Source organism: Empedobacter sp. UBA5987 (assembly GCF_002429865.1).
Classification (GTDB): Bacteria; Bacteroidota; Bacteroidia; order Flavobacteriales; family Weeksellaceae; genus Empedobacter; species Empedobacter falsenii_B.
On record NZ_DJBB01000048.1, the window covers coordinates 1 to 19,399 of the forward strand.

Below are 19,399 nucleotides of genomic sequence, written 5' to 3' on the forward strand. Positions count from 1 at the left end.
ACAGTTTTTGGGATACTGCCTTTTATTTCAATTTAAGCAATCTCGCAGGTGAAATTCTCGATTTCTAATAATTCATTCGTTTCTTCCAAAACTTCGTTTCGTTGTTCATTGGATAAGTTTAATGAATCTAAAAACTTATTATTTTGTTGTAAATCTTTCACCAAAATACATTCTTTCGACAAAAGAACTTTTTCTTGCTCTGGTGTCAAAGTCGTTAAACATGTAATTGGATACAAAGCCGCATTATCAACCAAATATTTGATACTATTTGTTTCAGGATAATCCCAAGAAATCAATCCAATTCCATAATAATTTGCAAAATCTATACTATCCGTCGTTAAATACGCATTCGTTACCAAGAAACCTTTTGTTGGTTTCATATCTCGTCCAAAAAAATGATACGTATGGCTTTCTACATCTTTCATTCGTGATAAAAAATACATAGGCGTTGTCACCGAAATTTTGGCATCTTCGTCATTTCTAAATTTACATTCACAGAAAAGCAATTGATCTCCTTTAGAAGCCACCACATCAATTTCGTGCGTCACCGCATTTCCTTGTACAATTTCCGAATGCAACGATTGATATCCTGCTGCTTGCATCACTCTTCCAATCCATTTTTCGAAATAATATCCTTCTGGTCCCAAATCTCTCAAAGCTCGTTTTAGGCTATAACGCGCCGCATACGAATTTCTATAATTTTTAAGATGAGCAAAAGCTATACGATACAATTCTCTGGTCGGAATTCCGTCGTAAAGATCTTTCGAAACTAATTCGAAAACTTCTTCAACTTCCTCTTTTTTTGCACCAGATTTCGTTAACGAACGTTTTAAAGCTTTTGGATCATATGGGATTAACTCGCCCGAGTTTTTCTTTACTAACATATTTTAAGGTTGAATTTTATTCTTAACGAATTTAAATAATTCTGATTAAAATACCTTAAAAGTTTAAATTCTAAATAAAGGTTATCTTTGCAAAAGTTTTAAAATCAATACATGAAATTAGATACATTTTTACAAGAAAGAAGTGGTAACCAATGCGAATTGACGGGAGTTACAGAAAATTTGGCTATTTATGAAGTGAATCCTGATGCGAGTAGTAATCCTGATCGAAATGTCTACATTACACAAAAATGTATTAACCAAATTGAAAAGAAAGAGGAATTAGATGTTTCATTTTGGGAATCATTTTTACTTTCTTCTATGTGGAGCGAAGTTCCTGCCGTACAAGTGCTTTCTTGGCGAATGCTAAATCGTTTTAGAAACGAATCTTGGGCTGCTGATGCTTTGGATATGATGTATTTGGATGACGAAAACATGGAGTGGGCAAAAGCTTCTGGAGATCATGAAGGTGACGGAAGTGTGGATTTGCACAAGGATAGCAACGGAAATATTTTGGTGAATGGAGATACCGTAACATTGATTAAAGATTTGGATGTAAAAGGTTCTTCTATCAATGCAAAAATTGGAACTGCTGTACGAAATATTCGTTTGGTTCATGATAATACCGAACAAATTGAAGGAAAAGTAGACGGACAATTAATCGTTATTTTAACGAAGTTCGTGAAAAAACAAGCATAAAAAATCCACTCAGTTGAGTGGATTTTTTATTTTTATCTAATTCTTTTATAGGTTTCAACTCCTTTAGCAGTCTCTATTTTCAATACATTATTATGGATATTAAACTTTCCTTTAAGAATAATTTCAGGGTTTTTGTTTCCTTCTTGAATTACTTTTAAATAAATTGAATCTTTTTCAAAATCATACATTCCTGAATTAATTGGTTTAAATGTAGAATTATTCACTTTTTGAAATGTATTAGCAGATTCAAAATAAATTCTTTCATTATTTTCTACATTTTCCCAAGCTCCAAAAAATTGATTTTGACTTAAAAATTTATCTTTTAACGTTATAATCAAAACAAAGAATCCTATGAAAACAAGAGGTATATAAATAAATTTCAGTTTACTTATTTTATTGATTTTAGCAGTTCTTTGCTCCTCAAATAAAGGAGGCGTTTTAAGAATAATATTTAATTAATTCTTTATAATCAGAGAAAAAAACGAATATTGCCAATATGGTTAAAACTACAGCCATTCCTTTTGCTCCATCAATATCATAAGCAAAATCCATCAGCAAAATATTAACCATAAACGTTAAGAAAATGATGATACCAATTCTTGTTGTTTGTCTAAAAAATAGAAGCAAAGAACTGATAATTTGCGTTGAGGCAAAGATTAAACCATACCAATATGAATAACCATAATAAAACCACTTAAGTTCAAACCCTGAAAGATTTCAATTGGCTTGTCATAAACACATGGTTGCGATATAAATTGAGTTTCAAAAATTTTTGCAAAAGCGTAAGAAATAATCATGGTTGCTAAAAAATAGCGACAAAATGTATAAGTAAAATAGTGAATCTTTTTCCTATTGATCATGTAAAAATAATTTATTGGCTAAAATATTTTAATAAAAAGATTCAAAATTGTAAGAATGTAAACTAATCAAAAAATTTCAAAAGTGTGTCCTTTTCTAAATCAACTTCCTTAAAAAATTGATTTGGTTTTAGTTTTGTGATTGATTTGAAATCTTTGATAAAATGTGATTGATCGTAATAATCATTCGATGACAATTCAGTTAAATTTTTACTTTCTTTTTTATTGAGTAAAGAATTTCTGAATCGATATACTTTTCTATATTCAGAAGGAGATTTCCCTAAATGTTTCTTGAAAATTCGATTCAAATATTGCCTTGAAATTGAATATTTAGTTGAAATATCTTCGATTTTAATTTCATTTTCAACATCTCTAATTATATTTTCCATAAAAGATAAATCAACTTCTATCAACTTTGAAATCAAATATTTTTCTAATCCAATTGCCTTTTCATTCATCGTTAAATCAAATAATTTGGCAGAAAACTCTGTTATATCTTCAAACAAATTATAATCAATTAATGTCTTTTTACTTTCTGAATTAAAATCAGTTACATCAAAATGAAATATTCCTAATGGTTTAAAACAAATCGTGATTTCGTCGAACAAATGTGTATAAAAAATTCTCATCGGCTTCGAATAACTCAAAACCAAAGAACCAATAATTGTATTATCGTTAGATGAACTAAGAAAAATATTCTCTTTTTCCTCTTTCACAATGGTATTTTTATTGATTGTATAAAAGATATTATTATTCGGAAATGTCTCATATTCTACACTTCCAGATTGTTTATCCTCTTGTATAAAATAATACCCATCTACATATTTCTGCAAAATTTTATTTTTCGGCTTGTAATATTCAATATTCATAATAGAAAGTCCGTAATCTCTTTAAATGTAAAGGTAATTTGAAACATTAAAAAAATCCTTAAAACTCATTTAAAGGATTTTTTGTATATCTAAAATTGAATTTATTTTTCTATTTCTTTCAAGTTTTCCATTTTCTTTGTTGCAAGAAAACCTTTGATATCTTCGAAATGTTCTTTGACACGTTTGTTCCCAAATTCGAAAACTTTTTCTGCCAACCCATCTAAGAAATCACGATCGTGGGAAACTAAAATTACCGTTCCTTCAAATTCTTTCAATGCATCTTTTATAATATCTTTTGTTTTCATGTCCAAGTGATTTGTTGGCTCATCTAAAATCAAGACATTATAAGGCTCCAACAGTAATTTTACCATTGCCAAACGTGTTTTTTCTCCACCAGAAAGCACTTTTACTTTCTTATCGATATCATCACCTTTGAACATAAATGCGCCTAAAATACTTTTGATTTGCGTTCTGATATCACCTTCAGCAATTCGGTCTACAGTTTCGAAAATAGTTAAATCTTCATCTAGTAAAGCGGCTTGATTTTGAGCGAAATATCCGATTTGGGCATTATGACCGATTTCTAATTTTCCATCGAAATCAATTTCATTCATAATTGCTTTAATCATTGTTGATTTTCCTTCACCATTTTTTCCAACCAACGCTACTTTTTGTCCTCGCTCGATGACCATATTCGCATCTTTAAACACAATATGATCGCCATATGATTTATCTAAATTTTCGACTACAACAGGATATTGTCCAGAACGTGCTGCTGCTGGAAACTTCAATTTCAAAGCTGAAGTATCAACTTCATCAACTTCGATAATATCTAACTTTTCTAACATTCGAACGCGCGATTGAACTTGTTCAGTTTTAGAGAAAGTTCCACGAAAACGTTCGATAAATAATTTATTTTCAGCAATGAATTTTTGTTGCTCATCATAAGCTTTTTGCTGATGAATTCTACGATCTTGACGCAACACTAAATAATCAGAATATTTTGCTTTGTAATCATAAATTCGTCCCATTGTCACTTCAATAGTGCGATTTGTAATATTATCGACAAACGTGCGGTCGTGCGAAATCACCATAACAGCTTTGGCTTGATTTTTCAAGAAATCCTCTAACCATTGAATTGATTCGATATCCAAGTGGTTTGTAGGCTCATCTAATAAAATCAAATCTGGTTTACGCAAAAGAATTTTAGCCAATTCGATTCGCATACGCCAACCTCCCGAAAACTCAGAAGTTGATCGATCCAAATCTTCTTGCGCAAATCCCATTCCTTTCAAAACCTTTTCCACTTCGGCTTCGTAATTTACTTCTTCTATCGAATAAAATTTTTCACTGACTTCCGAAACGCGCTCGATTAGCTTCATATAATCATCACTTTCGTAATCAGTTCGTACAGTTAATTGCTCATTTAATTTATCAATTTCATTCTTCATTGATAAATATTCGGCAAAAGCTTTTGACGTTTCTTCGCGAACAGAACAATTATCTTCGGTTAACAAATGTTGTGGCAAATATGCAATTACCGCATCTTTTGGTGCTGAAATATTTCCCAAAGAAGGTTTATTGATTCCTGCAACAATCTTAAGTAAAGTAGATTTTCCTGCACCATTTTTACCCATTAAGGCAATTTTGTCATTTTCGTTTATCACAAAACTAACTCCACTAAACAACGTTGAAGAACCGAATTGAACGGCAATATCATTAACTGTAATCATATATTTTATCGAATAATTGCAGCAAAGATAATCGAATGAGAAAGATTAATTATTATCAATAGGATTTAGAATCGTATTATTTTACCACTGAATCGATTAAATTGTATATTTATCTAAACATTAATACTCATTATGAATAAATTTTACATTTTAATTATAAGTTTAATCTCTGCAAGCAATGCTATTGCACAAGAAAAAAAATCGGATTTTGATAAATTTAAAGCAAATGCTGTTAAAAATAGTTGTGAATGTTTTCATAAAATAGAACAAAATCAATTATATAATCGAAAAGAGCTTTATGACAAAATCAAATCTTGTATTGATGAAGAAGTGCTGGCTTTTCAGATGATTGATAAATTAAGTGCTATTTCAATTGAAACAAACGGTAAAAAGAAAAAGGATAAAAAAGATATCAAAATTAATATTGATACAAACGAAAAAAGTGGAGAATATCTAAAATATTACAGAGCAATCGAGTCAGATTTATTCGATAATTGCGATAATTTTAGAGATATTATCGCTTCAAGTGAAATTGGATTAGAAAATGAAATTCCTTCTGAAAATAGAAAAGCTTTGGATTATTATTCTGAAGGTTTGAAAGCTGTAAAGGAAAGTAATTGGAAATCTGCAGCAGAATTTTTTGCAAATGCGGTTAAAGAAGATCCGAAGTTTTATTATGCGTGGGATAATCTTGGGGTAAATTTGAGAAGATTGGAACGATATGATGAGGCAATAGAAGCTTATCAAAAATCTTTGCAAATCAATCCTTATGGCGCTATGCCATTACAAAATATTGCAGTGGCTTATATACATCAAAAAAATTATACTGCGGCAATAGAAGCCTATGAAAAGTTTGCAGATATTTATCCAAACAATCCTGAAACTTTTTACGGTTTAGGTCATTTGTATATCGTTGATCTTAAAGAATATGAAAAAGGTTTAGATTACATGTGCAAAGCCTATAATAAATACATTGAAAATAATTCGCCATACAGATCGGATGCAGAAACGGTAATTTCGGTTGCATATCAAGCAATGAAAAAGAATAATCAAGAAGAAAAATTTATGGAAATTTTGAAAAAAAATAATATTCACATTGGAGAATAATAAAAAAAGCTCGAGATAATCTCGAGCTTTAATATGTTGTAAAGAATTTCTTAAACTGTTAAATCTTCACCAATTTCTAATAAAATCAATTGAATATGGCGCGAAAAGAAAATAGATTTTGCTTCTGCTTTATCAATTTTAATTGGTGGAAATGTATCGTAATGATAACCCAAAACCTTAGTTGCTTGTACATATTCTGCCGCAATAGAAGCACTTTTTGCACCCATCGTAAAGTTATCTCCGATTGGTAAAATTGCTAAATCAAGTTGTCCAATTGTATCTGGAATCAACTTCATTTCGTACGTCAAAGCTGTATCACCAGCGATGTAAACACGCTTTCCTTCACTTTCGATAATGTAGCCATTTGGATCTCCTCCATACGTTCCATCAGCAAATGAACTCGAATGAAATGCAATCGTCGATTGAATCGAACCAAAGTCAAAACTAAATTTACCGCCCGTATTCATTCCGTGTGCTTTCAAACCTCTTTCCGAATAATAAGAAGCAATTTCTGCATTCGAAATAATCAAAGCGCCTGTTCGTTTTGCCAATTCTTCCACATCATACACATGATCTTGATGCGCATGCGTAATGACAATATAATCCGCTTTTAAACTTTTGAAATCGATGTTTTTTGCTAATTCATTTGGTGTAATAAATGGATCAACAACAATGTGTTTGCCGTTTGCTTCAATCGCAAGCGAGGCATGTCCTAAGTATTGAATTTTCATTATATATTTTTTTGTGATTAACGAATTAAAGTATCAATAAAATCGAAACCGATTAAGCTATATCCTAATAATACAGCGAAAAATAAAGCTAACATTGCTACTTGTTTCAAGAATGGATCGAAATCTTTTGGGTCTTTTACTGCGAAAATTTGACGACGAATGGCGTTCGCAAAAAAGATTAAAATTAAAAATACAAAACCAGATAATTTACCTTGTTTAAGTGGTGACATCGTTACATATAATGCGCTTAATGCAAAAGGAATCGTCATTAAAGCCATTTGGTAATATTTACTTTTTTGAAAACCTAATTTTGATGCAACGGTAATTTTATTGTTTTTGACATCATTTTTCACATCTCGCATATTGTTCAAATTTAGCACTGCCACACTCCAACATCCCATCGAAGCTGCAGGTAATAAAATTTGCCATTGAAAAACTTTAGAATATAAAAATTCTCCACCAGCAACTGCTAAAATTCCAAAGAATAAGAACACAAAAACATCACCTAAACCAATATATCCGTATGGTTTTTTTCCCATTGTATAAGCCATTGCTGCAAAAATAGATGCAACGCCCAAACCAAGAAAAATGTAAATATATTTCATATCATTTGGATAAAAAGATACATACAACAATGCTGCAACGCAAAGTAAAGAAATCGCAATCATAATTCCGATAGCAACTTTCATTTGGTTTTGTGTAATCAGTCCAGATGCTACAGCACGCTGTTCTCCTACTCTATTTGCATCTGTTCCTTTTACCGCATCGCCATAATCGTTCGCGAAATTTGATAAAATTTGGAAAGCCAAAGTTGTTAAAAGTGATAAGAAAAATATATCATTTCGAAAGATTCCTTCTGATTTTGCAATAAATCCAGCCAATAATAATCCACTCAAAGAAAGTGGTAATGTGCGAAGCCTTGCGGCTAATATCCATTTTTTCATACTGAACAAAGATAATGAAGATTTTACTTTTTTTATCATCGAAAATTGAAGTAATATTGCATAGAATTTATCTATTTCAACTACTAAAATGCCTCGTAAAAAGAAAACACAACAATCTATTTTTAATACATTAAAAAAAATCAAACTTTCGACTTATGTGATTAGTTTGCTGATTTTGTGCGTTGTTTATTTTGCATATCGTTATCGCCATGGTATTCATTACTATTTCTCGGTTGTAGAAAAATCGCTGAAAGGTGAAAAATTGGTTGATCATAAAGTTACAAAATTTGATATCCGAAATATTGAGGTGATGGATAAATATTATCTCAAAACTTTTGGTGTTGATGTTTCGCATTATCAAGGAAAAATTGATTGGACGAAAATGCATACGATTTACAATTTGTATCCGATAAATTTTGCTTTTATCCGTTCTACAATGGGAACTTCGTCTATCGATGAGACTTTTGAAGATAATTGGGAAGGTGCAAAAGAAAATAATATTTTGCGTGGTGCTTATCATTTTTATCGTCCAGACGAAAATTCGACTTTACAAGCACAAAATTTTATCGCAAAAGTAAAATTAGAAAATGGTGATTTGCCTCCAGTTTTGGATATTGAAACCTTACCGAAAACACAATCCATGGATCGTTTGGTGGAAGGAATCAAGAATTGGTGCAAAATTGTTGAGGAGCATTACGATATCAAACCGATTATTTATACGTCGGATAAATATTTCGAAGATTATTTACAAGATCATTTTGATGGTTACATTATTTGGATCGCCAATTACAATTTTTGGGTGCAAGAAATGAAAGGTCATTGGGATTTTTGGCAATTTACCGAAAAAGCAACCATAGATGGCGTAAAACGCTATAAAGTTGATGTGAACATCTACAACGGAACCATTGATGATTTGGAAGGATTGACGCTTTAGTTTTCTGGATAAAATTTCTTATAATCCTCGTGATAAGCACTATCCCAATTTATTTTAGAAAAATCTTCGGAAGTATTATTGAATTTCGCATCGGCTACCAAACGTTCGCGCGTTGAAAGCGGACGATATTGATATCCGAAATCTGTGTTAACTAAATATTCTCTTAATTTTTGAAGTTCTTTATTTTTAATTGAATCTTTATTTACGCCTAAAACAATTGTTACTCTTTTATCAGATTTTACAATATCATTTTCTAAATTCTTTACCAAATCTAATATTGATTTATCATTTAATTTTACCAAATCTTTCTTAGGCACTTTAAATAACTCCGTTATTTTTTTATCATTAGAATCCTGTAACGCTTCAGTTCCACAGATTTTATCGTAAGGAAACTTATTATAATAAAAATATGTAACTGAATCGTTGTAAAAAATAAATTGATAATCAGAAAAAGGGATAAAGATCAACTCAGGTTTTACAGAATCATCTTCAAATTTTTTTTCTAAATCTTTCTCGTACTTTCTATAAGAAAACGAAGAATCTGCATTCATTCCCATTGCTAAAATCTTTTGATTAATCGAATCTTGATGCAATTTATCGCGTTCTTCTCGAGATAATTCTCGCTTACAACTCAACAAACCAAATCCTAAAAGTAAAAAGTAAACAATACATTTCATTGATAATTATTTTCTTAAAGATAACAAAAAAGCGAATCAATTGATTCGCTTTGTGTTATTTCGTTAAGTCAACTTTTCCATTCTTATTATACTTGAAATTGCTGTCATATTCGATGGAACTTAATTCATTATCATCTTTATCAAAAACTTTTATTATTTTCTTCGTATAATTATTAAACGATAAATGTCTATAATTTATATCATCAAAAATTCCTAATCGAATAAATGGATTTTGGTAATCATCATAATCAAATTTTGTTACAGTTTTTATCAAATTGTCATCGTCAATTATATCAGTTCTTACAATACCATCCAAATTTGTTACATGTGGATATTTATTATTTCTGTCCCATGTATAAGTTTCATTAGCAACTAATCTATTATCTTTAAATTCTTGAACCGAAGTCAAAACTGTATCACCATCAATTGGTTGATAATCATATTTCGTTACAATGCCATTTTTTTCAGATGTAAGTTTTTGAATAATTTTATGCTTAAAAAATGATTTTAATTGATATGTTCCACTTTCTATTAATTGACCATTCTCTGTAATTTCATACTCAGAATCATTAATATAATTTACTTTTTGATCACTTAGCAAATAATAAGATTTAACTTTTTTCTCTATTGGACGATCTTGCTCATCATAAATAATTTGAATACTATCACTATAATAAATAGAATATAAATCATCTACAAAATAGCGATTAGAGAAATAACCAGTTGGAAACAAATTTTCATTCGATTCAATTAAATCTTCTTCAAAAGTATCTGTCGAACAAGAAATTATGAATAAGCTACAAAAAGCAATTAATAAATATTTAAACATTTTCTGAACAGTTTATTGCAAAAATAGACTTTAAAAATTAACAAAAGCCTTATTGTCTATTTTTTTAAGTAAAATATTTTATTCTAAGGTTACTTTTCGAATAGGTTTGATGAAAAATGCAATTAAAATTACGGTTAAAATTGTCATCGTTCCTCCAAAAATAATTCCAGGAACTAATCCTAAAAATGTTGCGGCAATTCCACTTTCTAAAGCTCCTAATTCGTTAGAAGAGCTCACAAATATTGAATTGACAGATGAAACACGACCTTTCAAATTTTCGGGCGTTTTGATTTGTAAAATACTTTGACGAATTACCATCGAAATTGCATCAAAAGCACCTCCAAACATCAAAATAACAAAACATAAATACAGATTTTGACTAAATCCGAAAGAGATAATACAAACACCAAACATTGCGACTGCTCCCAATAATTTTGGCCCAACATTTCCTTTCAATAAACTTGGAATCATTGACAAGAAAAACATCATGATAATCGATCCAATTCCATGTGCTGAACGTAATAAACCAAAAGCTTCAGAACCTTGATTCAATACTTTTTCAACGAAAGCTGGCAACAACGATTCTGCTCCACCAAAGAAAACCGCGAACATATCCAAACTCAAAACAGCTAAGATAATCGGTGTTCCCCATATAAATCTCAACCCTTCTTTGATACGTATCATTGGCGATTCTGTCGATTCTGATTCTGATATTTCTGCTGGTTTTTTAGAAATTAATAATATCATCACCATCGAAATACACATAATTGTAAAAGCGGTTATCAAAGCGGCTTCAATACCAAATTTTGCTAAAATAACTCCTCCTGCCAAAGGTCCTAAAACTGATCCAATCATAAATGCAGAAGACGAAAGCGGAATTGCTTTTGTGTAGTTTTCTTTACGGACAACTAAGGCTAAAAGTGCAAATAAAGCTGGTCCGCTAAAGGATCTTGTCAATCCTAAAATGAAAAATGCAAAATAACAGATTCCCAAATAAACAGGAATTCCGATTGCTTGGCGAACTGACGGAAAGTTAACAATCATCAAGACAAAAGAAGCGGTCATAAAACAACCAATACTTCGTACCAAGATCATCTGTTTATCCAATTTATCGACCAATTGTCCCGCATAAAAAGCAGTTAAAAGAATTGGTAAAAACTCGGCTAAACCAATTAATCCAAGAAAAATTTCTTTCTGAGTGACTTTAAAAATTTCGTACGCAACAGACGTACTCTGAATGAATAAAGCAAAGATTAAGGAAAACCTTAAAAATATGAATGGAATAAATTCTTTATTTTTCCAAACGGACGGAACTTTCTCCTCTGATGTCATTTTGTAATTTGAATTTTAAGTTTTTAAATGTACATTGATTTTATTCAAAACTACCTTGATTTTGGATAATAAATTTGTATAAAATCAAAAAAAATCTTCGTGTATTTCTACCCGAAGATTTTTGAAAGTTTATGATATATTTTATTGTTTAATTTAAGCGAATTCTAATTGTTTTTTCTCCTCTAATTGAAGACGATATTCGTAAATATCCTCAATTGTCAAAACAGTCATTTCATGTTTTTCGGCAAAATCTATAATTTGCGGAACTTTCGCCATTGTACCATCAACATTTGTCAATTCGCACAAAACTGCTTCATTTCCTAAACCTGCTAATTTCACAATATCAATACTTCCTTCTGTATGTCCTCGACGTTCCATAACGCCTTTTGGACGAGCAATTAAAGGAAAAACATGTCCAGGTCGATTAAGGTCAGTCGGTTTTGCAATTGGATTAATTGCTGTTTTTATCGTTTGTATACGATCGGCTGCAGAAACACCAGTTGTTACACCTTCTTTTGCTTCAATAGTTACTGTAAATGCAGTATGAAAACGTGAGTTATTGTTTTCGACCATAGGATTTAGCTCCAATTCATCTGCTTTTTCTTGTGTAAGACACAGACAAACAATACCGCTACATTCACGAATCAATAAAGCCATATCAGGCGCAGTAATTGTGGAAGCAGGAAAAATGATATCACCCTCGTTTTCACGATTTTCATCATCAATTAATAAAATTCCTTTTCCGTTTTGTAGATCTTTTATTGCATTTGCAATTCTTTCATTGGCTGTTGAGCCAAATTGTGTGATTGTTTTCATTTGATTTTTGTTTTATCATGAAACATCACTTCAGGGCGAAACACATTATTAAGTAATAAGCTCAAAGTTGTGCGTCATGAGTTTTTTACTCAGAACTTAACACTTATCACTCATGACTTTCAATTGTGTTCAATTTTCTTCTCTCATCCAGACTATACTGTCGGTTTTGGAGTTTCACCAAATCAGTCCCATAACAAAGTTAAAGGAGTCGCGGACTATAACCGCCGGTAAGGAATTTCGCCTTGCCCCGAAGAAAATTTCGTTTGTTAATACTAATTTTTTATTTGAAAAATTACCATAAACTTTCGTGGACAAAGTTACAAAACCAAAATGAGTTATTTATAATGAATAAAGATTATTTTGTTTACTATCAATAAAAACCATATCTTAATTAAAACACTAATAAAATGAAAAACAAAGCATTAAAAATAATTCTGAAAATTGGTTATTACGCTTTATGCGGATATTTAGTTGGATTATTAATTTCTTATATCTCACCAACTGGAACAAGCCAAAACGCTCCATTTACATGTATAGCTGGATCAATGACTTTTTTATTTTTTAAAGATTATATCATTCCTTATTACAGAAGTCAAATTCAACAAAAATAGATTTTACAAATATTTCTCAACAATCGGTTTTATTTGATTTGCGATAAATTGATATCCTTTTTCATTTGGATGAATACCATCTTTTGAAAGAAATTCTTCTTTAGTTGAATTAAAACGTGAGAAAATATCAATAAATTCTATTTGATTTTGAAGTGCTAATTCTTTTAGCTTTTGATTGTATAATTCAATTTTTTGAGTCGTACGAAATTTACGATCTGGAATTTTTATTCCATCTACTTTTTTAGAAATTGGTAAAATACTTATCACATAAATTTCTGTAGCAAATCGTTTTGCCTGAGAGATAACTTGACTCAAATTTTGCTCAAAATCTGTCAACGAAACAATTTCTTTTCCTTCAGATAAAGCCAAATCATTTGCGCCATAAAAAAAGAAAATTAGATTTTCGTCAGGAGAAAAGCGCGCTTTTGTCTCAATTTCAAATCGTTTCATTAAACCTTCTGTTGTCTCTCCTCCTATTCCGAGATTAAAACAATTGACTTCGTTTACATTGTTATTATAAAACTCAGCATGGCAATAACGTTTCAAAATTTCTACATAACCTCCCAAAACCCCGTCATATTCGCCGTAGGTAATACTATCTCCAAAAAATAAGCAATTTGTCATCATCATCTAAAACAACACTTTATCCTCTTTTCTCAATTCTTCTAAATAAGCAGCTTTTTCGTCACGATAAAATAAATTCATTGTTTCGAATGGAATTAATTTCAAATCTTTGTTGACGATATGTACGCAAGACTTTTTAACAGCACGAACATCAAAATCATGTGCATCCATAAAATTCATAATGATTATTCGGAACAAATTATCGTAATCTAAATCCAATTCGGGCGCACAAACTTCTGGTAAACAACAAAGTAATTGATTCACTTTTGGTTGCACTTTATCAACCGAAATTCCTGTACTAAAAATGTCTAATAATTGTACTTTCAATTGTTCATCTTGTTCGTAAACAATTGTATTTTTCGATTCGTTATTCAACAAATCCGCTGGAATTATATAACGTGTAAGCGGAATTATCTCATCATTCAATTTCAGCATATAACCCATCGCCAAAGCAACTGGATTACAAGGAACTGGAATAATATCATCTGAATTAAAAAGTGGATATTGATCAATAATTTCTTGACGAACTTCTGTCAATGTAATTTTTTCGTGAGCCGAATCATCTCTATTTCTTCCCGCAATTTCGACAGGTTGAAACGTCACGCCACGCACACATTTTTGTTTGAGCGCAAATTCTATAATCTTCCCAATTTCATCAATATTTTTATCTTTTTGAAGAACAACAACCAAAGTTGTAGAAAGATTTAATTCATTCAATTTTTCTAAAGCTTTCATTCGAACATCAGTCAAATCTTTTCCTCGAAAATCTTCTAAAACTTCTTTTTTGAATGAATCAAATTGCAGATAAATTTCAAAATCTGGTGCATAAGTCGCTAATTTTTCGGCAAAACCAGGATCATTTGCAATTCTAATTCCGTTTGTATTCAACATCAAATGTTTAATCGGTTTTGACTTGGCTATTTCCATAATCTCGAAAAACTGCGGATGAATCGTCGGTTCGCCACCACTAATTTGCACCACATCTGGTTCGCCTTCATTTTTTACAATTGTGTCAAACATCGCTTCAATCTGCTCCAAACTACGATGAGAACCATAATGTGGAGACGACATGGCATAACAAGTTGGACATGTCAAATTGCATCGATCCGTAACTTCAACAATTGATAAACACGAATGCTGCTCGTGATCTACACACAAACCGCAATCGTACGGACAACCATATTCGACATCCGTCCCAAAATGCAAAGGCATTTCCGAAGCTTTGTTATAATTTCTGATGTTTTTGTAATAATCGACATCAGTTGCAATTTTAGTTTTGAAGAAACCATGATCTGGACAACGTTTTGTCATAAAAACATTTTCGTCTTCAATGATAATTTTTGCACCAACTCGTTTCAAACATTCTGGACAAAGTGAAATTGTATAATCGTAATACGTATAATTTCTAACTGGCATAGTATGAGTTTTAAGTACTTAATATCCATCAAAAATAAGATAGATTAAAACTATAAATAATAAAAACAATCCTATAAGTGATCCAAAAAATAATATCACTAATCGTTGTATATTTATTTTTTTCTGAATTGATTGATAAATTAAACTAATAAGAGAAATAAGACCTGCACCAATAAATGCTACAAGTAATAAAAACAGAACAATATCATCTGTATGAATAAATTGTTGCACAAAAATAACTGCTAACATTGGCTAGGTTTTACATTCCACCACAAACCATTCCCGAAATAACTAGCGTAATCAACGCACATACTCCAAAAACCATGAGATAGTGTTTTGATTCTTTTTTATGTCCAGAAATTGAGTTAATAATTAGTGAAATTAATGTACCAACAGCACCACAAATAATTGCTATCACTAACAAAATCGCAATGATAATATAAATAAAATCACTTCCAAGACCGCCTTCTGCAAAAATAACTGCGTAGATCATTTTATGTATTTAGGTTGAGTTTGTAATAACTTAAAGATATAATAAAAAATAACACCAACACAAGTAATTTGAATAGAACTTAAACCTAAAAAAATTGGATGAATTGGCTTGATAAAATCTAAACAAAGACGAAATAAAAAATAAACCAGCATAAAGACTTGAAAGAGATAACCAGATGGATAAATATATTTTTTCTGAATAATCTTCAAAACTATCCAAAGCAAAAGAAGGTAAACAATTTCGTACAACGCAACGGGATGACGCAACAATCCATCGCCCAAATCCATTCCGAAAATAGATGTTGTTTCTATTCCATATGTTTGTTCATAAATGCCTGTTAAAAAGCAACCAATTCGTCCAATTATCATCGCTAAAATCAAAGGAAAAGTAATCAAATCTCCTGTACTTTCTTTGTGACCAATTATCTTTTTTGTGAGTTCTACACCAATTAAACCAAAGGTTAAACCACCTATGATTGTGTTACTTGTCCAGAAAAAGAGAAAAGGATTTTTTGCATCCAAAAGAGCTTGCGGATTTTCTAATGTTCCAATTATTTTAGATCCCAAAAGTGCACCAATTAAAGCGCCTATAATTATACTAAACGATTGTATTGTCGATAAACTTGATTTATTTCGTTTTCGTAGAAATTCATAATAACGCATCGCAATAAAAATTCCGACCGATTCGAGAATAGGATGAACTAAGACTGAGTGTCCAAAAATTTCAATGGATATAGGAAAATCTATTATCACAAATTAATTAGGTTTTGAGTAAAAGTAATTGATTTTATAGAAATAAAAAAAGCGATGTTAAACATCGCTTTTCGTTTATATTTTGAAAATTTTCTTATCTAAATTTTGAAAAATCTCTTGGACGTTTTTCTAAGAATGCATTACGACCTTCTACAGCCTCTTCTGTACCATATGCAAAACGTGTTGTTTCACCAGCAAAAATTTGTTGTCCAACTAAGCCATCATCTACCAAATTGAATGCATATTTCAACATTTTAATTGCTGTTGGCGATTTTGTTAAAATCTCTTGTGCCCAATCAAAAGCAACTTGTTCTAACTCGTCATGCGGAACAACTAAATTCACCATTCCCATGTCGTAAGCCTCTTGTGCAGAATAATTCAATCCTAAGAAAAAGATTTCACGCGCACGTTTTTGACCAACTTGTTTCGCCAAATAAGCCGAACCATAACCACCATCAAATGAAGCTACATCAGCATCTGTTTGTTTGAAAATTGCGTGCTCTTTAGAAGCCAATGTCATATCACAAACCACGTGCAAAGAATGTCCTCCACCTACTGCCCAACCGTTTACTACAGCCACAACAACTTTAGTCGAAAAACGAATCAAACGCTGAACTTCTAAAATATTCAAACGTCCAACACCATCTTGTCCTTCATAACCTTTTGCACCACGAACACGTTGATCTCCTCCAGAACAGAAAGCCCAACCACCGTCTTTTGCAGATGGTCCTTCTCCTGTCAATAAAATTACACCAACTTCACGGTCTTCTTCTGCTAATTGAAAAGCATCTAATAATTCGAAAACAGTTTTTGGACGAAATGCATTACGAACTTCAGGACGATTAAACGCAATACGCATTACACCATCACATTTCTTGAACGTGATATCTTCGTACTCCTTTACCGTTTGCCAATTGATTGTTGCCATTATATATTTTGTTTTTTGATTAAAAATTTAACTTTTCGAAATTAAGGCTTTTCTATTAATTAAGAATAAAGTTAATAAAACTATAAGTTATTTTTTAATTTGATTTCACCAACAATTCACCTATTGTTTTTGATTTCAGTTCTGTTTCTCGCCATTCATATTCAGGAATAGAATCGGGCATAATACCTCCTCCTACATACAAATTTACTTTATTAGAATAGATTTTTGCACATCTAAGATTAACAAAATACTCCGATTCTGTTTTATTTTGAAAGCCCATAAAACCTGCATAAAAAGTACGATTATAGCCTTCGTTTTCGAGAATAAAATCTTTTGACAGATCCTTTGGCATTCCTCCTACAGCAGGCGTTGGATGCAAAGCTTTCAACAAGTCATACAGCTGAGATTTGTCTTTTAATTGAGCTGAAATAAATGATTTCAAATGTTCAAAAAATCCTGCATTTACCGAAAATGGTCCGTCTACATCAATGTAAGAAGTATAAGGTTCTAAAGTTGACGAAATATAATCAGTTACTACTTGTTGTTCGTGATATTCTTTCTCCGTCCATTCATCTTCTTTTGCTTTTGTTCCAGCCAAAGAAACAGTTTGTATAAATTGATTATTTTCTTTTAATAAAAGCTCTGGCGAAGCTCCAATCCAACAACCTTCTTCTGTATCAAATCGCAAATACACATAGGCATTTGGATAATGTTGATGTAAATTTTTGAAAGTTTCAACTAAATTAATATTCGTTTCTGGAAGTGAATTGATTCGACTAATTACAATTTTTTTAGTTGGTGAATCACTTTGTAATTCTTCAACTGTTTTTTGAATTAAATCAATATAATTTTCATACGAAATTGCTTCATTTTGATCTGATTCTGGTAAAGAAAGTTCAAAATTTGGTAATTCATTTATTCCAATATCTATAACCTCATCATCATTAAATTCAACCAATTTTGTATTATCGAAACTATTACAAATAAACTTGTTATCCGATTCGAAATTTTTATTTTCCCACAACTCCACTTGTGTAGAATTTGGTTTTCTAAAAAGAAGAAAAGGTTCTTGATTCTGAATTAATCTTTCAAGTTTATCTTGAAATTTTTTAAACATGTTTTTTAGAAATAATAGCGTTTGTTAAATGTGTATAACAGATTAATTTATCGTTTTCATCTTTGATTTCAATCTTAATCAAATGCGAAGTACGACCTTGTTTTACGACTGTTGCATGCCCAAAAATTGTTCCTTCCTTTTTTGGACGAAGATGGTTTGCGTCAACATGTTGACCAACCGCCACAAAATCATCCGAATGTAAAATAATATTTGACAATGTACTTCCCAACGTTTCTGCCAAAACGATAGAAGCACCTCCATGCAATAACCCAAATGGTTGATGAACTTTAGGCGTAATAGGCATTTTTCCTGATAAAAAATCTTCTCCAACTGCCGTAAATTCTATATCTAAAGTTTCAAGTAATGTATTTTTCGACATTTCGTTGAACTTCTGTAAAATATCTTGTTCGTTCATGATTTAATGTATTTTTGGGTTATAAAGTGCTGGATGTTTTGCCGTAACATTTTTGTAAAAATCTTGAATTTCATCCATCACATCTTCTAAAGTTCTGTTTTCTGTTTCAACAATTTTTGAAATTCCAGCTCTTTTTTTCTTGAAATCACAATAAGCCAAAACAATCGGAACATCTGCTTTTTGAGCGATATAGAAAAATCCATTTTTCCATTTTTCTGCACGAGAACGTGTTCCTTCTGGTGTATTGATTAAATATAATTTATCTGATTTTTTTAAAATATCTGAAGCAAAATCAACCATATTATGTCGTTGAGAACGATCAATTCCGATTCCGCCCATTTTCTTGATAAAATATCCATACCAAGGCTTTGTCCAAGCATCTTTGATAAACATTTTCATTGGAATTCCCATTTGCCAAAAAGCCAAAATAGTGTAGTAAAAATCCCAATTGGAAGTGTGCGGAGCGCAAACCAAAACGCATTTATCTACTTTTGATAAATCGAGATGATTATCTAATTTCCAACCTCCTAATGAGTACAAAAGTTTACCTAAAAAATTTTTCATAAAATGATGCTTTATGCATTTGCAAACATACAAAACTCGAAACGGATATTAGTCAATGTAACCAAAAATA

The 19,399-nt window shown here is 31.1% G+C and carries 24 protein-coding genes and 1 riboswitch; of the genes, 4 read left to right on the plus strand and 20 right to left on the minus strand.

The features are described from left to right. Nucleotides 1–32: 32 nt before the first annotated feature. Nucleotides 33–884 (minus strand): ATP cone domain-containing protein, encoded by an 852-nt coding sequence (locus tag B3J26_RS07940; protein WP_280045369.1) that lies wholly within the window; start codon nt 882–884, stop codon nt 33–35. Between the two features lie 111 nt (nt 885–995). Between B3J26_RS07940 and B3J26_RS07945 the strand changes: the two genes are divergently transcribed. Beyond that, entirely contained in the window at nt 996–1,580 is a 585-nt protein-coding gene (locus B3J26_RS07945; protein ID WP_291063894.1) for a PhnA domain-containing protein, read from the plus strand. 32 nt (nt 1,581–1,612) lie between these two features. On the opposite strand, the gene B3J26_RS07950 is transcribed toward B3J26_RS07945, so the two are convergent. The 4 genes from B3J26_RS07950 to B3J26_RS07965 form a co-directional block, all read right to left on the minus strand. Further along, nucleotides 1,613–1,918, minus strand: a complete 306-nt coding sequence (locus B3J26_RS07950) for a hypothetical protein (RefSeq protein WP_280045367.1) — start codon at nt 1,916–1,918, stop codon at nt 1,613–1,615. Nucleotides 1,919–2,018: 100 nt separating this feature from the next. After that, the gene (locus B3J26_RS07955) at nt 2,019–2,207 is read right to left on the minus strand and encodes a hypothetical protein (RefSeq protein ID WP_280045366.1); all 189 of its coding nucleotides are present in this window, start codon (nt 2,205–2,207) and stop codon (nt 2,019–2,021) included. A gap of 295 nt (nt 2,208–2,502) precedes the next feature. Then, nucleotides 2,503–3,270: a helix-turn-helix domain-containing protein gene (locus B3J26_RS07960; protein WP_160279576.1), complete on the minus strand. Its 768-nt coding sequence runs from the start codon at nt 3,268–3,270 to the stop codon at nt 2,503–2,505. A 137-nt stretch (nt 3,271–3,407) separates the two neighbouring features. Then, the gene (locus B3J26_RS07965; RefSeq protein WP_291074071.1) at nt 3,408–5,039 is read right to left on the minus strand and encodes an ABC-F family ATP-binding cassette domain-containing protein; all 1,632 of its coding nucleotides are present in this window, start codon (nt 5,037–5,039) and stop codon (nt 3,408–3,410) included. 132 nt (nt 5,040–5,171) lie between these two features. Here B3J26_RS07965 and B3J26_RS07970 point away from each other — a divergent pair, with 132 nt between their 5' ends. Continuing rightward, nucleotides 5,172–6,146 carry a tetratricopeptide repeat protein gene (locus B3J26_RS07970; protein ID WP_291074073.1) on the plus strand — a complete coding sequence of 325 codons (975 nt, stop codon included), beginning with the start codon at nt 5,172–5,174 and terminating at the stop codon, nt 6,144–6,146. Between the two features lie 50 nt (nt 6,147–6,196). Here B3J26_RS07970 and B3J26_RS07975 read toward each other — a convergent pair whose 3' ends face one another. Together B3J26_RS07975 and menA are read right to left on the minus strand one after the other, a co-directional pair. Continuing rightward, nucleotides 6,197–6,877, minus strand: coding sequence for a metal-dependent hydrolase (locus B3J26_RS07975; protein WP_291074075.1), 681 nt, complete (start codon nt 6,875–6,877; stop codon nt 6,197–6,199). A gap of 17 nt (nt 6,878–6,894) precedes the next feature. Beyond that, a complete protein-coding gene (gene menA / locus B3J26_RS07980) occupies nt 6,895–7,821 on the minus strand; it encodes a 1,4-dihydroxy-2-naphthoate octaprenyltransferase (RefSeq protein WP_291074076.1) in 927 nt (308 codons plus the stop codon). Nucleotides 7,822–7,909: 88 nt separating this feature from the next. Between menA and B3J26_RS07985 the strand changes: the two genes are divergently transcribed. Then, a complete protein-coding gene (locus tag B3J26_RS07985) occupies nt 7,910–8,755 on the plus strand; it encodes a glycoside hydrolase family 25 protein (RefSeq protein ID WP_291074078.1) in 846 nt (281 codons plus the stop codon). Here the strand turns inward: B3J26_RS07985 and B3J26_RS07990 are convergent. The 4 genes from B3J26_RS07990 to ribB form a co-directional block, all read right to left on the minus strand. After that, the gene (locus B3J26_RS07990) at nt 8,752–9,432 is read right to left on the minus strand and encodes a hypothetical protein (RefSeq protein WP_291074080.1); all 681 of its coding nucleotides are present in this window, start codon (nt 9,430–9,432) and stop codon (nt 8,752–8,754) included. The genes B3J26_RS07985 and B3J26_RS07990 overlap by 4 nt on opposite strands. A gap of 55 nt (nt 9,433–9,487) precedes the next feature. Beyond that, nucleotides 9,488–10,261, minus strand: coding sequence for a hypothetical protein (locus tag B3J26_RS07995; protein WP_291058864.1), 774 nt, complete (start codon nt 10,259–10,261; stop codon nt 9,488–9,490). A 78-nt stretch (nt 10,262–10,339) separates the two neighbouring features. Next, the gene (locus B3J26_RS08000; RefSeq protein ID WP_291058866.1) at nt 10,340–11,593 is read right to left on the minus strand and encodes an MFS transporter; all 1,254 of its coding nucleotides are present in this window, start codon (nt 11,591–11,593) and stop codon (nt 10,340–10,342) included. A 153-nt stretch (nt 11,594–11,746) separates the two neighbouring features. After that, entirely contained in the window at nt 11,747–12,409 is a 663-nt protein-coding gene (gene ribB / locus B3J26_RS08005) for a 3,4-dihydroxy-2-butanone-4-phosphate synthase (protein ID WP_114999705.1), read from the minus strand. Between the two features lie 131 nt (nt 12,410–12,540). Continuing rightward, nucleotides 12,541–12,668: riboswitch (FMN riboswitch) on the minus strand. A 148-nt stretch (nt 12,669–12,816) separates the two neighbouring features. Between ribB and B3J26_RS08010 the strand changes: the two genes are divergently transcribed. Next, a complete protein-coding gene (locus B3J26_RS08010) occupies nt 12,817–13,020 on the plus strand; it encodes a hypothetical protein (RefSeq protein ID WP_291074082.1) in 204 nt (67 codons plus the stop codon). 3 nt (nt 13,021–13,023) lie between these two features. On the opposite strand, the gene B3J26_RS08015 is transcribed toward B3J26_RS08010, so the two are convergent. From B3J26_RS08015 to B3J26_RS08055, 9 genes are all read right to left on the minus strand, one after another. Further along, the gene (locus tag B3J26_RS08015; protein WP_291074084.1) at nt 13,024–13,644 is read right to left on the minus strand and encodes an SGNH/GDSL hydrolase family protein; all 621 of its coding nucleotides are present in this window, start codon (nt 13,642–13,644) and stop codon (nt 13,024–13,026) included. A gap of 6 nt (nt 13,645–13,650) precedes the next feature. Beyond that, a complete protein-coding gene (locus B3J26_RS08020) occupies nt 13,651–15,060 on the minus strand; it encodes a radical SAM protein (protein ID WP_291074085.1) in 1,410 nt (469 codons plus the stop codon). Nucleotides 15,061–15,078: 18 nt separating this feature from the next. Next, a complete protein-coding gene (locus B3J26_RS08025; RefSeq protein ID WP_221854865.1) occupies nt 15,079–15,309 on the minus strand; it encodes a hypothetical protein in 231 nt (76 codons plus the stop codon). A gap of 10 nt (nt 15,310–15,319) precedes the next feature. After that, nucleotides 15,320–15,553, minus strand: a complete 234-nt coding sequence (locus B3J26_RS08030) for a hypothetical protein (protein WP_225539258.1) — start codon at nt 15,551–15,553, stop codon at nt 15,320–15,322. Continuing rightward, entirely contained in the window at nt 15,550–16,305 is a 756-nt protein-coding gene (locus B3J26_RS08035) for a prolipoprotein diacylglyceryl transferase (RefSeq protein ID WP_312149366.1), read from the minus strand. Before B3J26_RS08035 ends, B3J26_RS08030 begins: the two co-directional genes overlap by 4 nt. 94 nt (nt 16,306–16,399) lie before the next feature. Next, complete coding sequence (locus B3J26_RS08040) at nt 16,400–17,233, minus strand: 1,4-dihydroxy-2-naphthoyl-CoA synthase (protein ID WP_114999699.1); 834 nt, start codon at nt 17,231–17,233, stop codon at nt 16,400–16,402. Between the two features lie 94 nt (nt 17,234–17,327). Continuing rightward, the gene (locus B3J26_RS08045) at nt 17,328–18,350 is read right to left on the minus strand and encodes an isochorismate synthase (protein ID WP_291074088.1); all 1,023 of its coding nucleotides are present in this window, start codon (nt 18,348–18,350) and stop codon (nt 17,328–17,330) included. Continuing rightward, complete coding sequence (locus B3J26_RS08050) at nt 18,343–18,765, minus strand: PaaI family thioesterase (protein ID WP_125350361.1); 423 nt, start codon at nt 18,763–18,765, stop codon at nt 18,343–18,345. Before B3J26_RS08050 ends, B3J26_RS08045 begins: the two co-directional genes overlap by 8 nt. Before the next feature lie 3 nt (nt 18,766–18,768). Then, entirely contained in the window at nt 18,769–19,329 is a 561-nt protein-coding gene (locus tag B3J26_RS08055) for a 1-acyl-sn-glycerol-3-phosphate acyltransferase (RefSeq protein ID WP_280049834.1), read from the minus strand. Nucleotides 19,330–19,399 lie beyond the last annotated feature (70 nt).

Coding starts and splice junctions, on each gene's coding strand:
- B3J26_RS08040 (WP_114999699.1), bottom strand. CDS start 17,233: ATGGCAACAATCAATTGGCAAACGGTAAAGGAGTACGAAGATATCACG.
- B3J26_RS07965 (WP_291074071.1), bottom strand. CDS start 5,039: ATGATTACAGTTAATGATATTGCCGTTCAATTCGGTTCTTCAACGTTG.
- B3J26_RS08030 (WP_225539258.1), bottom strand. CDS start 15,553: ATGATCTACGCAGTTATTTTTGCAGAAGGCGGTCTTGGAAGTGATTTT.
- ribB (WP_114999705.1), bottom strand. CDS start 12,409: ATGAAAACAATCACACAATTTGGCTCAACAGCCAATGAAAGAATTGCA.
- B3J26_RS07940 (WP_280045369.1), bottom strand. CDS start 884: ATGTTAGTAAAGAAAAACTCGGGCGAGTTAATCCCATATGATCCAAAA.
- B3J26_RS08045 (WP_291074088.1), bottom strand. CDS start 18,350: ATGTTTAAAAAATTTCAAGATAAACTTGAAAGATTAATTCAGAATCAA.
- B3J26_RS08050 (WP_125350361.1), bottom strand. CDS start 18,765: ATGAACGAACAAGATATTTTACAGAAGTTCAACGAAATGTCGAAAAAT.
- B3J26_RS07975 (WP_291074075.1), bottom strand. CDS start 6,877: ATGAAAATTCAATACTTAGGACATGCCTCGCTTGCGATTGAAGCAAAC.
- B3J26_RS08000 (WP_291058866.1), bottom strand. CDS start 11,593: ATGACATCAGAGGAGAAAGTTCCGTCCGTTTGGAAAAATAAAGAATTT.
- B3J26_RS07995 (WP_291058864.1), bottom strand. CDS start 10,261: ATGTTTAAATATTTATTAATTGCTTTTTGTAGCTTATTCATAATTTCT.
- B3J26_RS08055 (WP_280049834.1), bottom strand. CDS start 19,329: ATGAAAAATTTTTTAGGTAAACTTTTGTACTCATTAGGAGGTTGGAAA.
- menA (WP_291074076.1), bottom strand. CDS start 7,821: ATGAAAAAATGGATATTAGCCGCAAGGCTTCGCACATTACCACTTTCT.
- B3J26_RS08020 (WP_291074085.1), bottom strand. CDS start 15,060: ATGCCAGTTAGAAATTATACGTATTACGATTATACAATTTCACTTTGT.
- B3J26_RS07970 (WP_291074073.1), top strand. CDS start 5,172: ATGAATAAATTTTACATTTTAATTATAAGTTTAATCTCTGCAAGCAAT.
- B3J26_RS07990 (WP_291074080.1), bottom strand. CDS start 9,432: ATGAAATGTATTGTTTACTTTTTACTTTTAGGATTTGGTTTGTTGAGT.
- B3J26_RS08025 (WP_221854865.1), bottom strand. CDS start 15,309: ATGTTAGCAGTTATTTTTGTGCAACAATTTATTCATACAGATGATATT.
- B3J26_RS07985 (WP_291074078.1), top strand. CDS start 7,910: ATGCCTCGTAAAAAGAAAACACAACAATCTATTTTTAATACATTAAAA.
- B3J26_RS08015 (WP_291074084.1), bottom strand. CDS start 13,644: ATGACAAATTGCTTATTTTTTGGAGATAGTATTACCTACGGCGAATAT.
- B3J26_RS08010 (WP_291074082.1), top strand. CDS start 12,817: ATGAAAAACAAAGCATTAAAAATAATTCTGAAAATTGGTTATTACGCT.
- B3J26_RS07945 (WP_291063894.1), top strand. CDS start 996: ATGAAATTAGATACATTTTTACAAGAAAGAAGTGGTAACCAATGCGAA.